Annotated in this window: 12 protein-coding genes; 9 read left to right on the plus strand and 3 right to left on the minus strand. The window is 60.8% G+C overall.

What is annotated here, in order from left to right:
• Window positions 1-158: 158 nt before the first annotated feature.
• Complete coding sequence (locus tag A4R35_RS18155; RefSeq protein ID WP_112431815.1) at window positions 159-1,016, minus strand: DUF1028 domain-containing protein; 858 nt, start codon at window positions 1,014-1,016, stop codon at window positions 159-161.
• Between the two features lie 634 nt (window positions 1,017-1,650).
• On the opposite strand from A4R35_RS18155, the gene A4R35_RS18160 reads away from it, so the two are divergent.
• From A4R35_RS18160 to A4R35_RS18195, 8 genes are all read left to right on the plus strand, one after another.
• Window positions 1,651-2,319: a sigma-70 family RNA polymerase sigma factor gene (locus A4R35_RS18160; RefSeq protein WP_112431817.1), complete on the plus strand. Its 669-nt coding sequence runs from the start codon at window positions 1,651-1,653 to the stop codon at window positions 2,317-2,319.
• Complete coding sequence (locus tag A4R35_RS18165; protein ID WP_146747259.1) at window positions 2,300-3,601, plus strand: hypothetical protein; 1,302 nt, start codon at window positions 2,300-2,302, stop codon at window positions 3,599-3,601. The genes A4R35_RS18160 and A4R35_RS18165 overlap by 20 nt, the downstream gene beginning before the upstream one ends.
• Window positions 3,602-3,890: 289 nt before the next feature.
• Window positions 3,891-4,121 (plus strand): helix-turn-helix transcriptional regulator, encoded by a 231-nt coding sequence (locus tag A4R35_RS18170; RefSeq protein ID WP_069802127.1) that lies wholly within the window; start codon window positions 3,891-3,893, stop codon window positions 4,119-4,121.
• Between the two features lie 183 nt (window positions 4,122-4,304).
• On the plus strand, window positions 4,305-5,549 hold the full coding sequence (locus tag A4R35_RS18175) for a PQQ-dependent sugar dehydrogenase (RefSeq protein ID WP_112431821.1): 1,245 nt from the start codon (window positions 4,305-4,307) through the stop codon (window positions 5,547-5,549).
• 104 nt (window positions 5,550-5,653) lie between these two features.
• A complete protein-coding gene (locus A4R35_RS18180; protein WP_112431823.1) occupies window positions 5,654-6,277 on the plus strand; it encodes a TetR/AcrR family transcriptional regulator in 624 nt (207 codons plus the stop codon).
• 59 nt (window positions 6,278-6,336) lie between these two features.
• Entirely contained in the window at window positions 6,337-7,125 is a 789-nt protein-coding gene (locus tag A4R35_RS18185; RefSeq protein ID WP_112431825.1) for an ABC transporter ATP-binding protein, read from the plus strand.
• Window positions 7,122-8,291, plus strand: coding sequence for an ABC transporter permease (locus A4R35_RS18190; RefSeq protein ID WP_112431827.1), 1,170 nt, complete (start codon window positions 7,122-7,124; stop codon window positions 8,289-8,291). The genes A4R35_RS18185 and A4R35_RS18190 overlap by 4 nt, the downstream gene beginning before the upstream one ends.
• Before the next feature lie 49 nt (window positions 8,292-8,340).
• Window positions 8,341-9,615 carry an FAD-dependent oxidoreductase gene (locus tag A4R35_RS18195; protein WP_112431829.1) on the plus strand — a complete coding sequence of 425 codons (1,275 nt, stop codon included), beginning with the start codon at window positions 8,341-8,343 and terminating at the stop codon, window positions 9,613-9,615.
• Window positions 9,616-9,741: 126 nt separating this feature from the next.
• Here the strand turns inward: A4R35_RS18195 and A4R35_RS24370 are convergent, their stop codons facing one another.
• Window positions 9,742-10,209, minus strand: coding sequence for a CoxG family protein (locus A4R35_RS24370; protein ID WP_151728762.1), 468 nt, complete (start codon window positions 10,207-10,209; stop codon window positions 9,742-9,744).
• A gap of 577 nt (window positions 10,210-10,786) precedes the next feature.
• On the opposite strand from A4R35_RS24370, the gene A4R35_RS18205 reads away from it, so the two are divergent.
• Window positions 10,787-12,493 carry a hypothetical protein gene (locus tag A4R35_RS18205; protein WP_112431833.1) on the plus strand — a complete coding sequence of 569 codons (1,707 nt, stop codon included), beginning with the start codon at window positions 10,787-10,789 and terminating at the stop codon, window positions 12,491-12,493.
• A 227-nt stretch (window positions 12,494-12,720) separates the two neighbouring features.
• Here the strand turns inward: A4R35_RS18205 and A4R35_RS18210 are convergent, their stop codons facing one another.
• On the minus strand, window positions 12,721-15,033 hold the full coding sequence (locus tag A4R35_RS18210) for a WD40 repeat domain-containing serine/threonine protein kinase (RefSeq protein ID WP_112431835.1): 2,313 nt from the start codon (window positions 15,031-15,033) through the stop codon (window positions 12,721-12,723).
• Between the last annotated feature and the right edge of the window lie 94 nt (window positions 15,034-15,127).

Here is a 15,127-nt window from a genome sequence, read left to right on the forward strand (position 1 = left end):
GCCGGACACAGAAGAGCAAGTAAAGAGAGAGGGGGAGCGGCCCAGAAAACAGGCGGCTCCCCCTCTCTCTCAGTAGCGCACTGTGAGGTGGCGGGCCGCCCGCCGGATGGCAAAAAGCGGGCCCCCGCGTCCACCTCAGACGGACCCATGCCGTTACGCTAACTGCCCAGACGCTCGCGCATAAAGGTCAGCACCACGCGATCGATGCGCTCCCCTTCCAGCCAGCGCTCTTCCAGATTCTCGCGCCCACAGAAGTGCCAGAAAGCCTCACGTGTCTGCTCGTCAAAGACACCCGAGAGCGGGCCGTGATAGTCACCGCTGCGCGTCAGTAGTTCCTGCAGCTCGCGTGCGATTGCCCCATCGATCGGCAGGATATCCTGGGGATCAGGGGGAAAGAGATAGAGTTTGTGCAATCGCAAGAGGCGAGCCAGCTCCTCAATCGGACGAGCATGATCATCGACACGCAGGTCAATGAAGCGATCGTTGAAACCCCCGTAGCCACCCTTCTCGCGCACCACCAGCAGAGCCGCTGACTGCTGGCCACGACTATCGCCGCCAGCTTCCTGACCTGCGGCTAAGGCTGCCAGCAGGCGATCGCAGAGCTGGCCCGACGTCTCTTCAAAAGTGCGCGCCATCGCGTTTACCGTTTCCTCACTCACCAAAATATTGCCCTGGCAGGCATAATGCTCGCCGACGCGCCCACCGGCCCAGGGAAAGCATTCGCTACCGGTATAGGTGACCGGCGCGCCGCTGGCGGGCACAATGCCCACCTGGCGCTTGGCGCGCTCGGCGTCGTCCGCCAGCAGCTGCTCCAGGGTCTCAGCAGCCGAAAGACCACGGGCCAGCAGCTCTAGACCGCGTGGGCCGTAGGTGGTGTTGGCCCAGGATTGGGTGGCGATGGCTCCGACGCCAGCTTTGGCCCAGGGAACGACGGCTCCCACGGCCAAAAACTTCGACTGGACGGCAACGCCCAGTTCACCCGTCTGCGGATCACGGGCAACGATGGAGAAGGTCATCTTCAGGCACCCCTTACGTGAAGCTGGTTGGGTTGGTTGAGCTGTGATGTTGAGGTATTATAACATGCCCAGCTGCTGGAAGTAAGCGAGCGCTGATACAGAATCGCCAGGAAAAGCGAGGGGTGGGGGAGGGGCGATGAACGAGGGAGGAGGGGAGTCGGGAGAGGAATCTTCACCACTGGCTTCCGGGGCACTGGCGGCCTTGACTTTCAGCAAGCTTTCCGTCACAATGGAAAAAACGCCATCACTGGCAACAGCAAGCAACAAGCAGCAGTACTCACGCGCGGGAGAAGGGAGTAAGAAGCCCACACGCCAGAGAAGATGCAGGGAAGCAGCCTGGGTCTAAGGGAGATAAGGGAGCAAGCACCGGATTCGCCTACGAGACCTGATAGGTGAGCGGGCCAGAGAAGGTGAAGGGAGGACGGGCGGGGTCCGCAGCGGCTGAGTATGTGAGAAGCCCTGCAAGGCGGGGCGTAGTATGTTGTTGGATGATGGCGCAGCACCACCACTCGGTATATCCCCCGGCCAGGGGCGCTGCCGCGGTGTGCGGTGACGCCGCACGACTTGCTGAAGAGGTGGTCGGCAAGCAGGTCCTGTTTGTGGGAGGATATACCTGATATCCCAAGGAGCGAGCATGGTGCGACAGGACTGGTCGGATGAAGACCTCGTTCAGCAGTTGAAGGAGCGCAATCCCGATGCCCTGGAAACCCTCATTGCGCGTTACTCGCGCGAGATTTATTATTTTATTCGGCTGATTCTCAATGGCGTGGGGGTGGTCCAGGATGCGGAGGAATGCGTCAACGATCTCTTTGTGGCTGCCTGGCAGGAGATCGAGACCTTCGATGCCAGTCGTGGTACGCTCCGTACCTGGCTGACGATGCGCGCGAAGTACATTGCGCTGGACCGACGCCGTCAGCTCTGTCGACGACAGGTGCACGCTGTCCAGCCGGCGGAGGAAAATGGCCAGTGGGCTGCTGCCGATGGCAGCGGTGGGCGAAAAGGGAACCGATGGGGTGGCCAGGAAGCGGAGAATCGCGTTCCTTTGCCTCCTCATCCTGATACCAGCATGGAGCTGCTGCTGGAACAGAATGAAAGGCGCGAAGAGTTGCGCCTGGCCTTGGCGACGTTGCCTGAGCTTGACCGCTACCTGATCTATCAACGCTATTTCCGGTTCGCCAGCACGGAAGAACTGGCGGCCAGAACAGGTCTCACTCGCCACGCGATCGATACCCGCCTGTGGCGAGCGCGGAAGAGCTTGCGCGAGGCGCTCAAGGAGTATGCACATGAGTATGAGCGAATTTGAGGAGCAGGCAGAGAACAGGGAATGTCGCGATGCTGTCTCTTTCTCATTCGGTGGCCGCAGGGTGACGCTTCCTCCCGATTTCAGTGAGGAGGAAGTGGCCTTCGCCCAAGAGCTGGATACGCTCTTCTCTCTCCCCGAGGAGGAGATTCCGCCATACTTTGTGCATACCTTACTTGAGTCTGAAGATCCGCGTTTTGCACCGGTCGATTCCGGTTTTGAGCAAAGAATACGTGCCCGCGTCTTTCAACGTCTGAAGCTGCAACGTCGTCTTTTTAACCTGGAGGAGAGACGTCTCTGGAAAGAGCTGGTGCGCGGGGTGGGCCTGAGCCGACGTCTGCTGCTGGCCAGCGCCTCGCTCCTGCTCTTCATGATTCTGACGATGGTCATTACTGCCCCATCGTTCGCCTCTGGGCTGGTGATTCTGCTGCAGGGGGTCCAGAGTGGCGTCTATCCGGTGCATGGTCCGTTGACGAGACCTGTGGTCAGCTCTCCTCTCAATGCGACCACAGGCCACAACGATCAGGTGAGCTTACTGGCCGTTCAACGCGAGCTGCATTTCCCTCTCTATTGGCCAGCAGAGGTTCCTGATCACTATGTGTTACGCAACATTTATCTCTACAGCGATCACGTGCGCGACTGGCCCGTGTGGACTGACGGGCCGATGGTGGAGTTCCGCTACTCCTTAATGGCACCTGGTTCCCCCTGGCATGATGCGAGCGAGCTGGCGATCCGCGAGTTTAAGCCCCAGGGCCAGGTTTATCAGGTGGTGGAGGCCGATGCCATTCACCCTCTCCAGGTCGATAGCCAGGGACGCGCGGCGGCCATCTATATTGAAGGTCAGTGGGTGACCATTAATACCTACGCACGTCGCTGGATCTACAACGGTCATTGCGAGCTGCTTACTCAGCGCGATGGCGTCGTTTTCTGGATTGCTGGCCAGTGCTCGCCGCAGACAGGCCTCAATGTGGAGGCTTTGCTCTCTGTCGCAAATTCCTTGCAGGTGCTGCTGGTACAGCATCTGCTGCATACCGGCGTCTCGCTGGTCTCAGCGACCGCTCTGAATCGCTACCTGCCTGGTCCCTTCGATGGCGTGATCCTCTCGCTCTCGCTCGATAGCAGCCTGGATAGCCCTTATCTCCGTCTGGTTGGCCCGGATCAGCCTGCCGATAGCTTGGGCCAGGCCAAGATCTCGTCGTCTCATGGCTCACCGGTCCAGAGTCATCAGAGTGCCGGCGGCCATACGACGGCTGTTTCTTCCCAGACGAGCCAGCATCATTCCTAGCGGAGCGCCGGGCGGGCCAGCCTCTCCTGTTCTGGCCTGGCTATCTCGCGGCTCTGCGCGGGTCTTAATCTGAACTGGTTTTCTGGCGTGGTTCCTCTCTGGACAAGGGCCGGGCTGATCTGGTATCCTCTAAGAGGAGGAGCACGATTGTAGCGCTGCTCATTTCGCGCGCGCTAGCTTGCTCGCACGGGAAGAGCAGCGGCGCGATCCTGCTCACGACGGCGCTTCACTCTGCAACGACGCTGAGCGGCGCCAGGAGGAAGGAGCTTATCCTCAAAGGAGAGGGTCTATGAAGGCACAGGCTACGCAAAGGAAGGCACAGTCTCGGCGGCGCGGTCTCCCCAACCTCCGTCTCTGGCGACAGCGTCGTGGTCTCAGCATCGGTCAATTAGCCGATATGACTGGGCTGCGTCGGACGACGATCGCTCACCTGGAGGACGGGCGCGAGGAGCCTCAGCCTTATCACGTTCGTCTCTTAGCGCGTGTTTTGGAGATCTCGCAGCTGGAGCTGGTCTCCTAGCCAGTCCGGCTGGCAGGCCAGGCGGACGGGTTGGCTGGCGGCTGAGGAGCCTGCCGTTATTTCACGGTTCTGTACTCTTTTGAGAAGCGTCATACGGCTTTGTGCTTGCTTGCTTGCTTGCACGGCCACGGCCCTGTGGGCAGCTGACAGCTCAGTGCAGGCCCTGACCAGAGCGAGAATGTTATGTCGGACGAAGAGGAACGCCTGCCGGTCACAAGTGGTCAGCCAGTACAGCCGACGCGCCGCCGCGGACGGCGGCGCCTGGTGATAGTTCTCTCGCTCCTGGTGGCCGTGTTGGTGATCCTGGCCGCCCTGCTCTATAGTCAGCGGGCGCTGGTGCGTAGCTTGTTGACTGGCTCGCATTTCGTGGGCGGCAATGCCTCCATCGCCTCTCTGCATCTTCCCCCCGGCTTCAGCGCTACGGTCTTTGCCCAGGGTCTGTCTGCTCCCCGCTTTATTACCTTCAGCCCTGATGGCACGCTCTTTGTGGCCGAGCGCGGCACCGGGAGCATTGTGGCTTTGCCCGATCCAACGCACAGCGGGAAAGCTGCCCGCCGCGTGGTTGTGGTCTCGGGCCTCAACGATCCAACCAGTCTGGTTTTCTATCAGGGCGCCCTCTACGTGGGCGAGGCTTCACGCGTGACACGCTTTACACTGGATGCCTCTTTCCATGTGACGAGTCGCAAGGTGATTGTGCCCAACCTGCCTACGGGCGGCAACCATGTGACGCGCACGGTCTTGATCGGCCCCGATGGTCGCCTCTATGTCTCGATTGGCTCCTCTTGCAATGTGTGTATCGAGTCGGACCCCCGCCGCGCTACAGTCATGGTCTTTAACCTCGATGGCAGCGGCGGCAGGATCTACGCCCGCGGCCTGCGCAATGCCGTCGGCATGGCTATCAATCCGTGGAATAACCAGATCTGGGTGACCAATAATGGCCGCGATCTCATGGGCGATAATACGCCGCCGGAGACAATCTATGCCCTCCAGGAGGGCGGTAACTATGGCTGGCCGCGCTGCCAGGCCGGCGATATTATCGATCCCGACTATGGTCACCCCGGCGATTGCCGCGGCGTGGTACAGCCGCTGGTGAAGATGCAGGCCCACTCGGCTCCGCTGGGTCTGGTCTTCTATACAGCCAACCAGTTTCCCGCTCACTACCACGGCCTCTTTGTGGCCTTCCACGGCTCGTGGAACCGCACAGTGCCAACAGGCTATAAGGTGGTCTTTATCCCGCTCGATGCCCACGGCGCGGTCGCTGGCCCGGTCGAGGATTTCGCTACCGGCTGGCTGCTGAATAATAACGACGCCACCGGGCGCCCCGTGGGCCTGGCCGTCGATCCTCAAGGCTCCCTCTACGTGAGCGACGATAAGGGCGGCTATATCTATCGCATCAGCTATACGGCTCCCCCAACCGTCGATCCCTGATCATGCTGGCCACTCCGCTCACCCGTGCGGGCAGCCTTGACAACCCCTCTTCCCCAGTATATCATCTTAATTAATCAGTCAGTTAAATAATGGAATAGGGAGAGATGGCACGTCGGCCTAAGACGGAAGGAACAGAGGATCGCCGCGAGCAGATTATCGATGCGGCCTTGCGGGTCTTTGCGCGCAAGGGCTTCGCGCGGGCGACCAATAAGGACATCGCTCGCGAGGCGGGTATTACGCCAGGGCTGATCTACTACTATTTTGCCGATAAGGAGGCCCTCTTGCAAGCGGTGATTGAGAGCCGCTCACCGCTGCGCCTCTTTGAGCAGCTGGAGCCGGCCCAGTGGGATGCGCCCCCTGCCGAGTTTCTGCGCGCAATCCTGCTCCAGGCCCTGGAGATTATCGAGAGCGAGCAGGTCATTAGCCTGATCCGTACAGTCCTCTCGGAGCTGCTCCACGGCGAGGAGATCCCGCTCCTACCAGGGCTGTTCCTGCCGCGCATCATCGATGTTCTGCAGCGCTACCTGCGGCTGCAGCAGGCGAAAGGCGCTCTACGCCCGGCGATGTCGACCGAAGAGGCGGCCCAGGTCTTGCTGAGCGCGATGATGGGGCTGGTAATGCGCCGCCAGATATTACGCGACGCCAGTGTGTTGCGTTATTCACACGGGGAGCTGGTGTCACTCGTCCTGAGAACCATTCTGCCGGGCCTGCTGCCGTCGGGCGGCTAAGCTCTTTTTTGGTCCTACTTATTAATTAATCAATCAGTTAATACGAAGGAGGAAGCAACATGGCTGAGAGCAGCCAAACGGGGTCGCACTCGCTAGCAACGGGTGCTGGTGAGCCGCTGGTTGTCTGCGAGGGGGTAGTCAAGGTCTTTGGCAAGCTGCGCGTACTCGATGGCCTCAACCTGACCATTGGAACGGGCGAGACCTTCGGGCTGGTGGGACCCAATGGCTCCGGCAAGACAACGCTGATGCGTATGCTGGCCGGTCTGGTGCGTCCGACGGCGGGCGGTGTGCGCGTGCTTGGGCGGTGTCTGCCCGATCCGGCGGTTGCCGCTTCGATCGGCTACATGACCCAGCTCAGCGCGCTCTATCTTGACCTGACGGCCCGCGAGAACCTGCGCTTCTTTTGCAGTATCTATGGCCTGCGCGGTCAGGAGCGAGAGCGGCGCATCAATGAGATCCTGGAACGGGTCGAGCTGAGTGCCAATGCTGATCGCGTGGTGGCGACCTTCAGCGGTGGTATGCGCCAGCGCCTCTCTCTGGCCTGCGCACTCGTGCATCGCCCGCGGCTGGCCCTGTTGGATGAGCCGACGGTTGGAGTTGACCCCGAACTGCGACGTGCTTTCTGGGACTACTTCGCCCAGCTCAATGGCGAGGGAACGACTATTGTGGTCTCAACGCATCACCTCGATGAGGCGGCGCGCTGCAGTCGACTGGGACTGTTACGTTTCGGCAAGCTGCTGGCCTGCGGTACGCCCCAGGAGCTGCTGGCGGGGGCTGGCACCAGCGATATGGAGACGGCTTTTCTCTACTACGCCGCTCGTGGACGGCAGGAAGAGGTCACAGCATGAGTGGAACGCGTATTCTAGCCTTGACAACGCGCATTATGCGGCAGATCGTGCGCGATCGCCGCACGCTGGCCCTGGTCTTTCTCGTGCCCTTGCTGGTGATGAGCGTGTTGTATGTCGTGCTCACAGGAAGCAGCGGCGCTGTACCCAGGCTGGCCCTGGTGCGCCCCACCGGGACGGGGAGCGAGGCCCTCAATCTCCTCATCGATCGCCTGCTGCCACCGGCCTCGCGCCTGAAGACAATGACGATCGCTGCCGATGAGGTGGAGAGCGTCCTCAACAAGGGCGAGGCCGACGCTGCGCTGATCTTCCCGACGGATCTCGCCGCCCAACTGGCGCACGGCGAGCATCCCAGGCTGCAGCTTGTGCTTGAGGGGTCTGATCCCACGGTCGCCGCGGCCATGCGTGAGAGCGTGACGGCTCTGGTTCGTCAGCTCGATGTGGCGTTGGTGCAGGCCCAGAGTCAGAGGGGTCAGGGGCAGCAGGGACCGGTGCCTGCCGTCAATGTGCCGGCGACCTCAGTGCTGACCTTGGCGACGCCGCGCTACCTGCATGGTGGCCCGGACTATACCTTTAACGACGCTCTGGCTCCTGTCTTTATCGGAGTCTTCTCCTTCTTCTTCGTCTTTCTGCTCACCTCGGTAGCTTTCCTGCGCGAGCGTTCCCAGGGGACGATTGAGCGGGTGCTGGCCTCGCCCCTGCGCCGCGGCGAGCTGGTCATGGGCTATGTCTGCGGCTTCACCCTCTTCGCCCTGGTGCAGGCCGTTGTCGTTCTGCTCTTCGTGATCTTTGTGTTGCGAGTGCACTATCAGGGGAATCTCGGTCTGGTCTTTCTGGTGGCGATCCTGCTGACAGTGAGCGGCGTGAACCTGGGCATCTTTCTCTCGACGTTTGCCCAGAATGAGTTTCAGATCATCCAATTTATCCCTTTGGTCTTTGGGTTGCAGGTCCTGCTCTCGGGGATTTTCTGGCCTGTAGCGCAACTTCCTGCCTGGCTGCAGCCCGTTTCCTATCTCCTCCCTTTGACCTATGCCAATGAGGCCCTGCGCGACGTGATGCTCAAAGGAAGCGACTTCGCTCAGATTGCTCCGCAGCTGGCGGCGTTGCTGGTCTTCATGTTGCTGATGATTGGGCTGAGCGCGGTGACCGTGAGGCGTCAGGTTGCCTGATGCACAAAGAAAAGCCGTGTCGGATCAGATCAGAAAGGAGGGTTTGCCCATGTTAGAAGCGAGTGGTGTCCCGCGGCTGGCAGCTGCTGAAGGAAAGGAGAAGGCCGGGCCTCCGGCGGGGCAGGAAGTGGCCTGCTGCATTGTTGGGGGAGGCCCTGCCGGATTGATGCTTGGCTTGCTGCTGGCGCGTCAGGGCATCTCTGTGCGAGTACTGGAGGCGCATGGGGATTTCGACCGCGATTTTCGGGGGGATACGCTTCATCCCTCGGTGCTGGAGATCATTGATCAGCTCGGCCTGAGTGAGAGGCTGCTGGCGTTGTCCCATAGCCGTGTGCAGCAGTTTGGCCTGCAGACCGAGGACGGGTGGCTGGAGCTGAGCGATTTTCGCCTGCTCCCGACGCGCTATCCCTACATCATGCTGGTGCCCCAGGTCGACTTTCTGACATTTCTGGCAGGCGAGGCCCGGCGCTGGCCAGCCTTCCAGCTGGAGATGGGGGCGCGTGTCGAAGAGCTGCTAGAGCGAGAAGGGCGTGTCGTGGGCGTGCGCTATCGGACGCGCGAGGGCTGGCGCGAAGTGCGAGCGCTGCTGACGGTCGCCGCTGATGGTCGCTTCTCACGGGTGCGCCAGCTTGCCGGTTTGCTACCGGTGAAGACCTCGCCACCGATGGACGTCCTCTGGTTCCGGTTGCCACGCCAGCCGGAGGATCAGCTCAGCTCGGGCGGTCGCTTCCTGCGTGGGAGGGCTGTCGTCGTGCTTGAACGCGGTAGCTATTATCAGCTTGGCTATCTTATTCCCAAAGGAGGCTATCAGCGTATCCATCAGGCGGGACTGGCCGCTCTCCGTCAGGAGCTGGCGAGCTTTCTTCCTCCAGAACTGGCGGCCCGCCTGGAAACCCTCCAGGAATGGAGGCAGATCGCGGTCCTCACGGTTGAGTCCAGCTATCTCAGGCGCTGGTACCGCCCGGGGCTGCTGCTCATTGGCGATGCGGCGCATGTCATGTCGCCGGTGGCTGGAGTAGGCATTAACTATGCCATTCAGGATGCCGTAGTAGCGGCCAATATCCTCAGCAGTGCTCTGAAGCAGGGGAGTGTGAGCACGAAGGATTTGGCGCGCGTGCAGCGGGCGCGCCTCTGGCCGACGCGGCTGATGCAGCGTGTCCAGGAGCAGATCCAGAGGCGGATCATTGCCTCTAGTCTGGCGAAGGAGGGGGAGCGCTTTCGCGTGCCGGCCTGGTTCCGCTGGCTGGTGCGACGGCGGCTTGCTCGGCTGCTGCTGGCGCACTTTATCGGGCTGGGGATACCGCGGGTCAGGGTGGTGGCCTGAGCGTGGCTTGAGATGATTGCAGGTGATGCAGAGATGTGCCCCCTGCGTAGCGCCTCAAGAAGACTGACAGGCGCTGCGCAGGGAGCAAGTGGATAGGAGTTGTTTTTCGCACGCGTGCGCACTCAGTCAGGCCGTGATGGCGCCGACCTGCTTCTCGAAGTTCTTGAAGAACTGGTCGAGGGCCAGCTTGAGGGTATTTTTCATCACGATCTCGGGAGTGGCGGCGATCTTGCCTTCGAGAGTGGCCTCGGCGGCGTAGCTCAGGTTGGTGGTGGCGGCGCCATCCTCGGCGAGCGTGATAGTGCAGCTGGCCTTGATGCGGCCCAGGGCGTTATATGGCTCGCTCAGCAGTACAACGCGCTCGGGGGCCACAACCTCGCCGGTGCGCACGTAAACGGTATAAGGCCCCTTCAGACCGGGGACGTTGGGAGAAATAACCAGCTTCAGCTCACGTCCCGTGCGCCCATCCGGGTTCTCAACGTACTCGGCGCTCTCGCAGCCGGGAATGCTCTCTTTGAGCACCTGTGGATCAAACAGGGCGTCAAAGACGCGCTGGCGCGGGGCCTTGATCTGCTGACTGCCCGTGATTTCCATCGCGGTCTCGAAACCTTCCTCGCAAGAAAGTCTGGCCCTGCTCAGCCCACACGGCGTGATAGAGGCACCGGGGGCTGGCAGGGAGGTGTCAGGAATCTTCCTCAACACGATCAGTATATCCCCTGTATGAAGTCGCTTCAATCCAGAGGCTAGGAAGTACCACAAGAGGACCGGGACACGAGTGGATGATTCTGGTCGCTCAGGCTGACCAGCTTTCGGGTGGTTAGAGATTGGAGCAAGCCGAGCAGGGAGTATTCGCCCTGCATGATGATCGCGGCGCCTCTGCTCAAATAACATCACTGGAACCGCTCAGACTGGTGGAGCTGAAAAATGACTGGTTCTATGCATGTCTCTAATACATACTCATATATAAATATTGGAAAGTATAAGAGGGTCCTTCAGTAGTTGCGTTCCTTGCAGATAAGGAGTGAACTCAGAGATTTTGAGGTGTGGATTGGCGTTTATCTATTTAGATTGCTCTGGCTACTCCTCTTCCCCCTCCAGTAAGGGCTGTAGTAACATCGGAGGCACAGCATTGAAGGTATGGAGAATTTTTGATAAATATGATGTATTTGCGTTGATTATTATTCTACTTTCTTCTCTGCTGCGTTTTTCGCTGATCCTCCTGGGCTGGCCATCTCTTGATAGCGACGAGGGAACAATGGGGCTGATGGCTCTGCACATTGCCTATCAGGGTGCTCACCCGCTTGTCTTCTACGGTCAGGACTACTTAGCTCCCATCGATGCCTATCTGGCGGCCTTCTTTTTCCTCATCTGGGGTCCCTCAGTTGTCACCCTGCGCCTGAGTGTATTGCTTCTCTTTTGCTTTTTTCTGATACAGATCTATTTATTGACTAGTCTGGTCTATAATAAACCGCTGGCGCTCTGCACTTTGCTCATCGTGGGGGCAGGTCCTGGCGAGGTAGTCTTTCGGGAGCTTGAGGCTGCTGGAGGATCACCGGATGTCCTCTTCTTCTGCTCCTGTCTGCTCCTGGTCACTTGCAAGATCGTCTTGAGCAGGCAGCAGCGGCTCGCGGTGCAGGAGCAGGCTGGGCTGTGGGATGGGCTGGCTTTGGGAGGTTGGGGCCTGTTGGCTGGCGTCAGCATCTGGAGTGATCCGCTCGTGCTCCCTTTCGTTGGCATGGCTTTCTTATTGCTGCTAGAGAGCTATCGCCGCCAGCTCAAGCTAGCCCTGCTCTTGATCCTTCTGGCGGGCCTGCTGGTGGGCCTGGCGCCGGAAATCATCTACAAAGTGACGGTTCCGCCTTCGCCGACCAGGTTAGCTCTGCTCGGTCCGGGCTATCATGAGCCTGCCTATCCTCCCGTTACGGCGAGCAGTGGAGCGGGAGCGACAGGGACCGGGATGGCGATCCAGGCTTCGCCAATGCTGCAGATTGCTGGAGCGTTGCTCGTCAGCCTGCCCTTAGCGACGGGAGGCAACGCCATCTGTACCCTGGGGTCTGGCCAGGCCTGGCCACCTCGGGGAGACCCTCAGACGCAGTTATGCACGGTGCTGCATGGTGCCTGGTCTCTTGGCTACCTTGTTCTCTGGTTTCTGGCAGCGGGGCTGGCCTTGAAAGCCTGGTGGCCCTGGCGACGACGAGATCCCAACCCTGAGTCCGACGAGAGGTCCTGTGCGCTTGAGCATGCCAGACAGGGAGCCAGGTTGATGGTGCTCGGGGGAGCTGGTGGCACCCTTTTTCTCTATTGCCTGTTCCCTCCAGCGGCGCTTACCCCCTGGCCTTCCTCTCGCTACCTGGTAGGACTGATCATCAGCATCCCGGCGGTGCTCTTCCCCCTCTGGTGTCTTGCCTGCTCGTCCTCGCAACGCCTGCGCTGCGGACTTCCTTTGCCGGTGGCTCGATTGGGATCAATGGTAGCAGTGGTGATGGCGATCGCTACCTGGTGGCTGGGGAGTGGTCAGCTCCTGGCCCAGGCCCCTGGGGTTCAGGTGTTGAATAAGGAGCAGCAGGCTTTAATCAACTTTCTTCTGAAAAGGGGCGCTACACGTATCTATACCGACTATTGGACCTGTGACCGGATAGCCTTTCAGAGCACGGAACGCATTATATGCAGTGTGCTCGATGCCGGGTTGCAGCCTGGTCTGAATCGTTATCCGCCCTATAGCTCCCTGGTCCAGGCGGCCCCTGCTCTTCCATGCTATGTCTTCCCTGTCGGTTCTCCTCAAGATCTAAGACTTCAGCAGCGCATAGCACGCGGCTATCGTTATAGCCGTCTGACCTACATGAATTATGCCATCTATGAGCCATTGCTATATATATAGCTACGCAGTGTTTTGCTTCATCTAGAGATCTGGATTATCCAACGATGCCAGGCTCAAAGGCTCCGCTCCTGGATAGCAGGACTGGATCTGTCTCTCACTCATGGCCGGGTGGGGCCTGGGGAAGGACGGTGAAGGCGGCCAAGCCAACCAGGCCCCAGAGCCTGACCAGAGCGATTCTGCGCTTACCTCGCTTCCCCAGCTGATGGACTGGCCTGAGCAGCTGGCAGCTAGGAAGAGCCAGTGAGGCGCCAGAGAATGATGGTGTGATCTGTTGAAGCGGAGGCCAGCCCCTGCTGGCTCCAGGCCACCGCGGTAACGCTGCCGTGATGGCCGCTATAGGCCGTTGCCCGGGCTGCAGAGCCGTTACTACCTAATGTCCAAACCCGCACGCGTTCGTCGCTGCACGCTGTCGCCAGGCGGCCTGGCGTTGTCGGGTCCCAGGCCAGCCCATTGACCGCCGCTGGATGGCTCAGACGCTCTTGAACGACGCCCGAGGCGCTGTCCCAGATCACCACCTGGTGATCTGCTCCGCCCGAGGCCAGCTGCGTCCCGTCAGGGGACCAGGCCACGCTCAAGGCGGCGCCGCGGTGACGGTAGTAACTTTGCAACAGGCGTCGGCTGCTCAGGCTCAGCGTCGTCACCAGGCCGCTATCGAGCGCCACAGCCAGCGTTTCGCCGCCGGGAGCCAGGGCCAAAGCCCGAATGCGGGCCTTCAGCAGGCTGCGCGTTGTCATGCCGCTCAAAAGCAGCTCATGGCCGCCATTGCCGAGCGTGCCAGCCAGCAACACATCTCGTCTCTCGGTCCAGGTCAGGGCGCTAACAGGTGCCCCCAGATCATTGAAGGTCTGCTGCAAGGCCCCGCTGGTTGTCCAGACCTGCACTGAGTGATTCTCTCCCCCTGAAGCCAGGAGGGTTCCGTCGGTGCTCCAGGCCACTGCCAGAATAGGGGTGGCTTGCTGGCTGTAGGTCAGCAGGGCACGGGCCTCGCTCGCCAGCCAGAGGCGCGCTGTCTGATCGCGTGAGCCTGAGACCAGGTGCGTCCCATCGGGAGACCAGGCCAGGCTGGTGACGCTATCTTGATGCCCTTGCAGCACGGCCAGAGCCTGGGCCGGGCGCCTGTTTAGGAAGAAGTAGAGGCCGGTGCCCACAGCACCCACGCCGACCACTCCTGCTGCCATCAAGGCCAGGGCGCTTCGCCGGCTCATCTTCCCTCCACGGCCTGGCTCTGGCCGGGCCGGTGGCTGTGGGGGGCGCAGGGGGGGCTGGACCCTCTGGCCTGGAGCTGTCCCTGGCAACGGCTGGGGCTGTGCCAGCAGGGGCGGACTGAGCTGCCCAAAGTCTGGAGAAGTGGCTGGCAAAGCTGAAGGAGCGAAAACGGTCGGGGCAGAGGCCGCTTCCTGACGTTGCTGCAGGCTCAGAGATGGGGGTGCTGCTCCTGGAGAGCCACCGAGAGTCAGCGGCTGGCCGCCGCGCGGCAACTTCAACTGCTCAATCTTCTCCGCTGCGGGCCTGGTGGCGGGCAAGGCGGAATCTGGCGGCTCCCGCAGCAGCATGGTGCTCGCTGTCTCGGTGTCGCCTGCTGGCTCCCCCTTCGTTGGCAGCCCAAAGAGTGGCTGCAATGGCGACGGGCGACTATGAGCAGCATGGGCGAAGGCCGCAGCAAAAGCTCCAACCGAAGGATAGCGCTCCTGTGGACTTTTAGCCAGAGCGCGGGCAAAGACCGGCTCCAACTCTGCCGGCAGCGCCGGGTTGAAGGAGCGCAGCGGAGGCGGCTCCCGATGTAGATGCTGATGCATCAACTGCGCGGGATCGCCTTCGAAGGGCGTGCGCCCGGTCAGCAGCAAATAGAGCATGACCGCCAGGGCGTACTGATCGCTTTCGGGGCGCGCCTCGCCGCCGAACTGCTCAGGCGCCATATAGAGAGGCGTCCCAAAAATGTGGCTGGTAGCTGAGCTAAAAGAAAAAAACTTGGCCAGACCGAAATCTGAGAGCAGCAGATGCACGCGCGGCCCGGCCTCGATGCGCAACAAGAAATTGGCTGGTTTGATATCGCGGTGGACAATGCCGCGATCGTGAGCGTACTGCAGGGCGGAAGCTGCTTGCTGAAGGTAGTCTTCGGCCTCGCTCAGAGTGAGAGGCCAGGCCGAGGGCAGACCTGGGGGCAAAGGAGGAACCTGGCTGAGCGACTGCTGGGAGGCCATACCCGCGCGGCGGCGCAGCCAGTCCCAGAGCGAGCCTTCCGGGCGATACTGCATGACCATATAGGCGCGCCGACCCAGCTCGGTCTCTTCCTCTCCATAGCGATAGAGCGGCAGAATATGCAAATGATCCAGGCTTGCTACGGCGCGCGCTTCCTGTTTAAAGCGCTCCAGTGCTTTCTCGGCCTCGGGGAAGTCGCCGGCCTCGGCGCGTACCACCTTAATGGCGACCTGCTGACCAATCATGGGGTCCTCGGCCAGGTAAACGGTGCCCATACCGCCGCTGCCGATAAACTGCTTGATGGTGTATCCCCCGATCACTGAGCCGATCAGTGTATCCACTGCCTTTGTCTCTCCTGCTCGTCAAGCGTTCGCTTAGCGGGACTGCATCTCATCCAGGGAGCGGGCAGAGCGCGCGTAAGTAACAGGTTGGCCA

Origin of the sequence: Thermogemmatispora tikiterensis, from assembly GCF_003268475.1 — a bacterium.
GTDB lineage: Bacteria > Chloroflexota > Ktedonobacteria > Ktedonobacterales > Ktedonobacteraceae > Thermogemmatispora > Thermogemmatispora tikiterensis.

What these genes read in the sequence shown, in the direction of transcription:
- A4R35_RS18155 (WP_112431815.1), bottom strand. Translation starts at nt 1,016, where the DNA reads ATGACCTTCTCCATCGTTGCCCGTGATCCGCAGACGGGTGAACTGGGC.
- A4R35_RS18160 (WP_112431817.1), top strand. Translation starts at nt 1,651, where the DNA reads ATGGTGCGACAGGACTGGTCGGATGAAGACCTCGTTCAGCAGTTGAAG.
- A4R35_RS18165 (WP_146747259.1), top strand. Translation starts at nt 2,300, where the DNA reads ATGAGTATGAGCGAATTTGAGGAGCAGGCAGAGAACAGGGAATGTCGC.
- A4R35_RS18170 (WP_069802127.1), top strand. Translation starts at nt 3,891, where the DNA reads ATGAAGGCACAGGCTACGCAAAGGAAGGCACAGTCTCGGCGGCGCGGT.
- A4R35_RS18175 (WP_112431821.1), top strand. Translation starts at nt 4,305, where the DNA reads ATGTCGGACGAAGAGGAACGCCTGCCGGTCACAAGTGGTCAGCCAGTA.
- A4R35_RS18180 (WP_112431823.1), top strand. Translation starts at nt 5,654, where the DNA reads ATGGCACGTCGGCCTAAGACGGAAGGAACAGAGGATCGCCGCGAGCAG.
- A4R35_RS18185 (WP_112431825.1), top strand. Translation starts at nt 6,337, where the DNA reads ATGGCTGAGAGCAGCCAAACGGGGTCGCACTCGCTAGCAACGGGTGCT.
- A4R35_RS18190 (WP_112431827.1), top strand. Translation starts at nt 7,122, where the DNA reads ATGAGTGGAACGCGTATTCTAGCCTTGACAACGCGCATTATGCGGCAG.
- A4R35_RS18195 (WP_112431829.1), top strand. Translation starts at nt 8,341, where the DNA reads ATGTTAGAAGCGAGTGGTGTCCCGCGGCTGGCAGCTGCTGAAGGAAAG.
- A4R35_RS24370 (WP_151728762.1), bottom strand. Translation starts at nt 10,209, where the DNA reads ATGGAAATCACGGGCAGTCAGCAGATCAAGGCCCCGCGCCAGCGCGTC.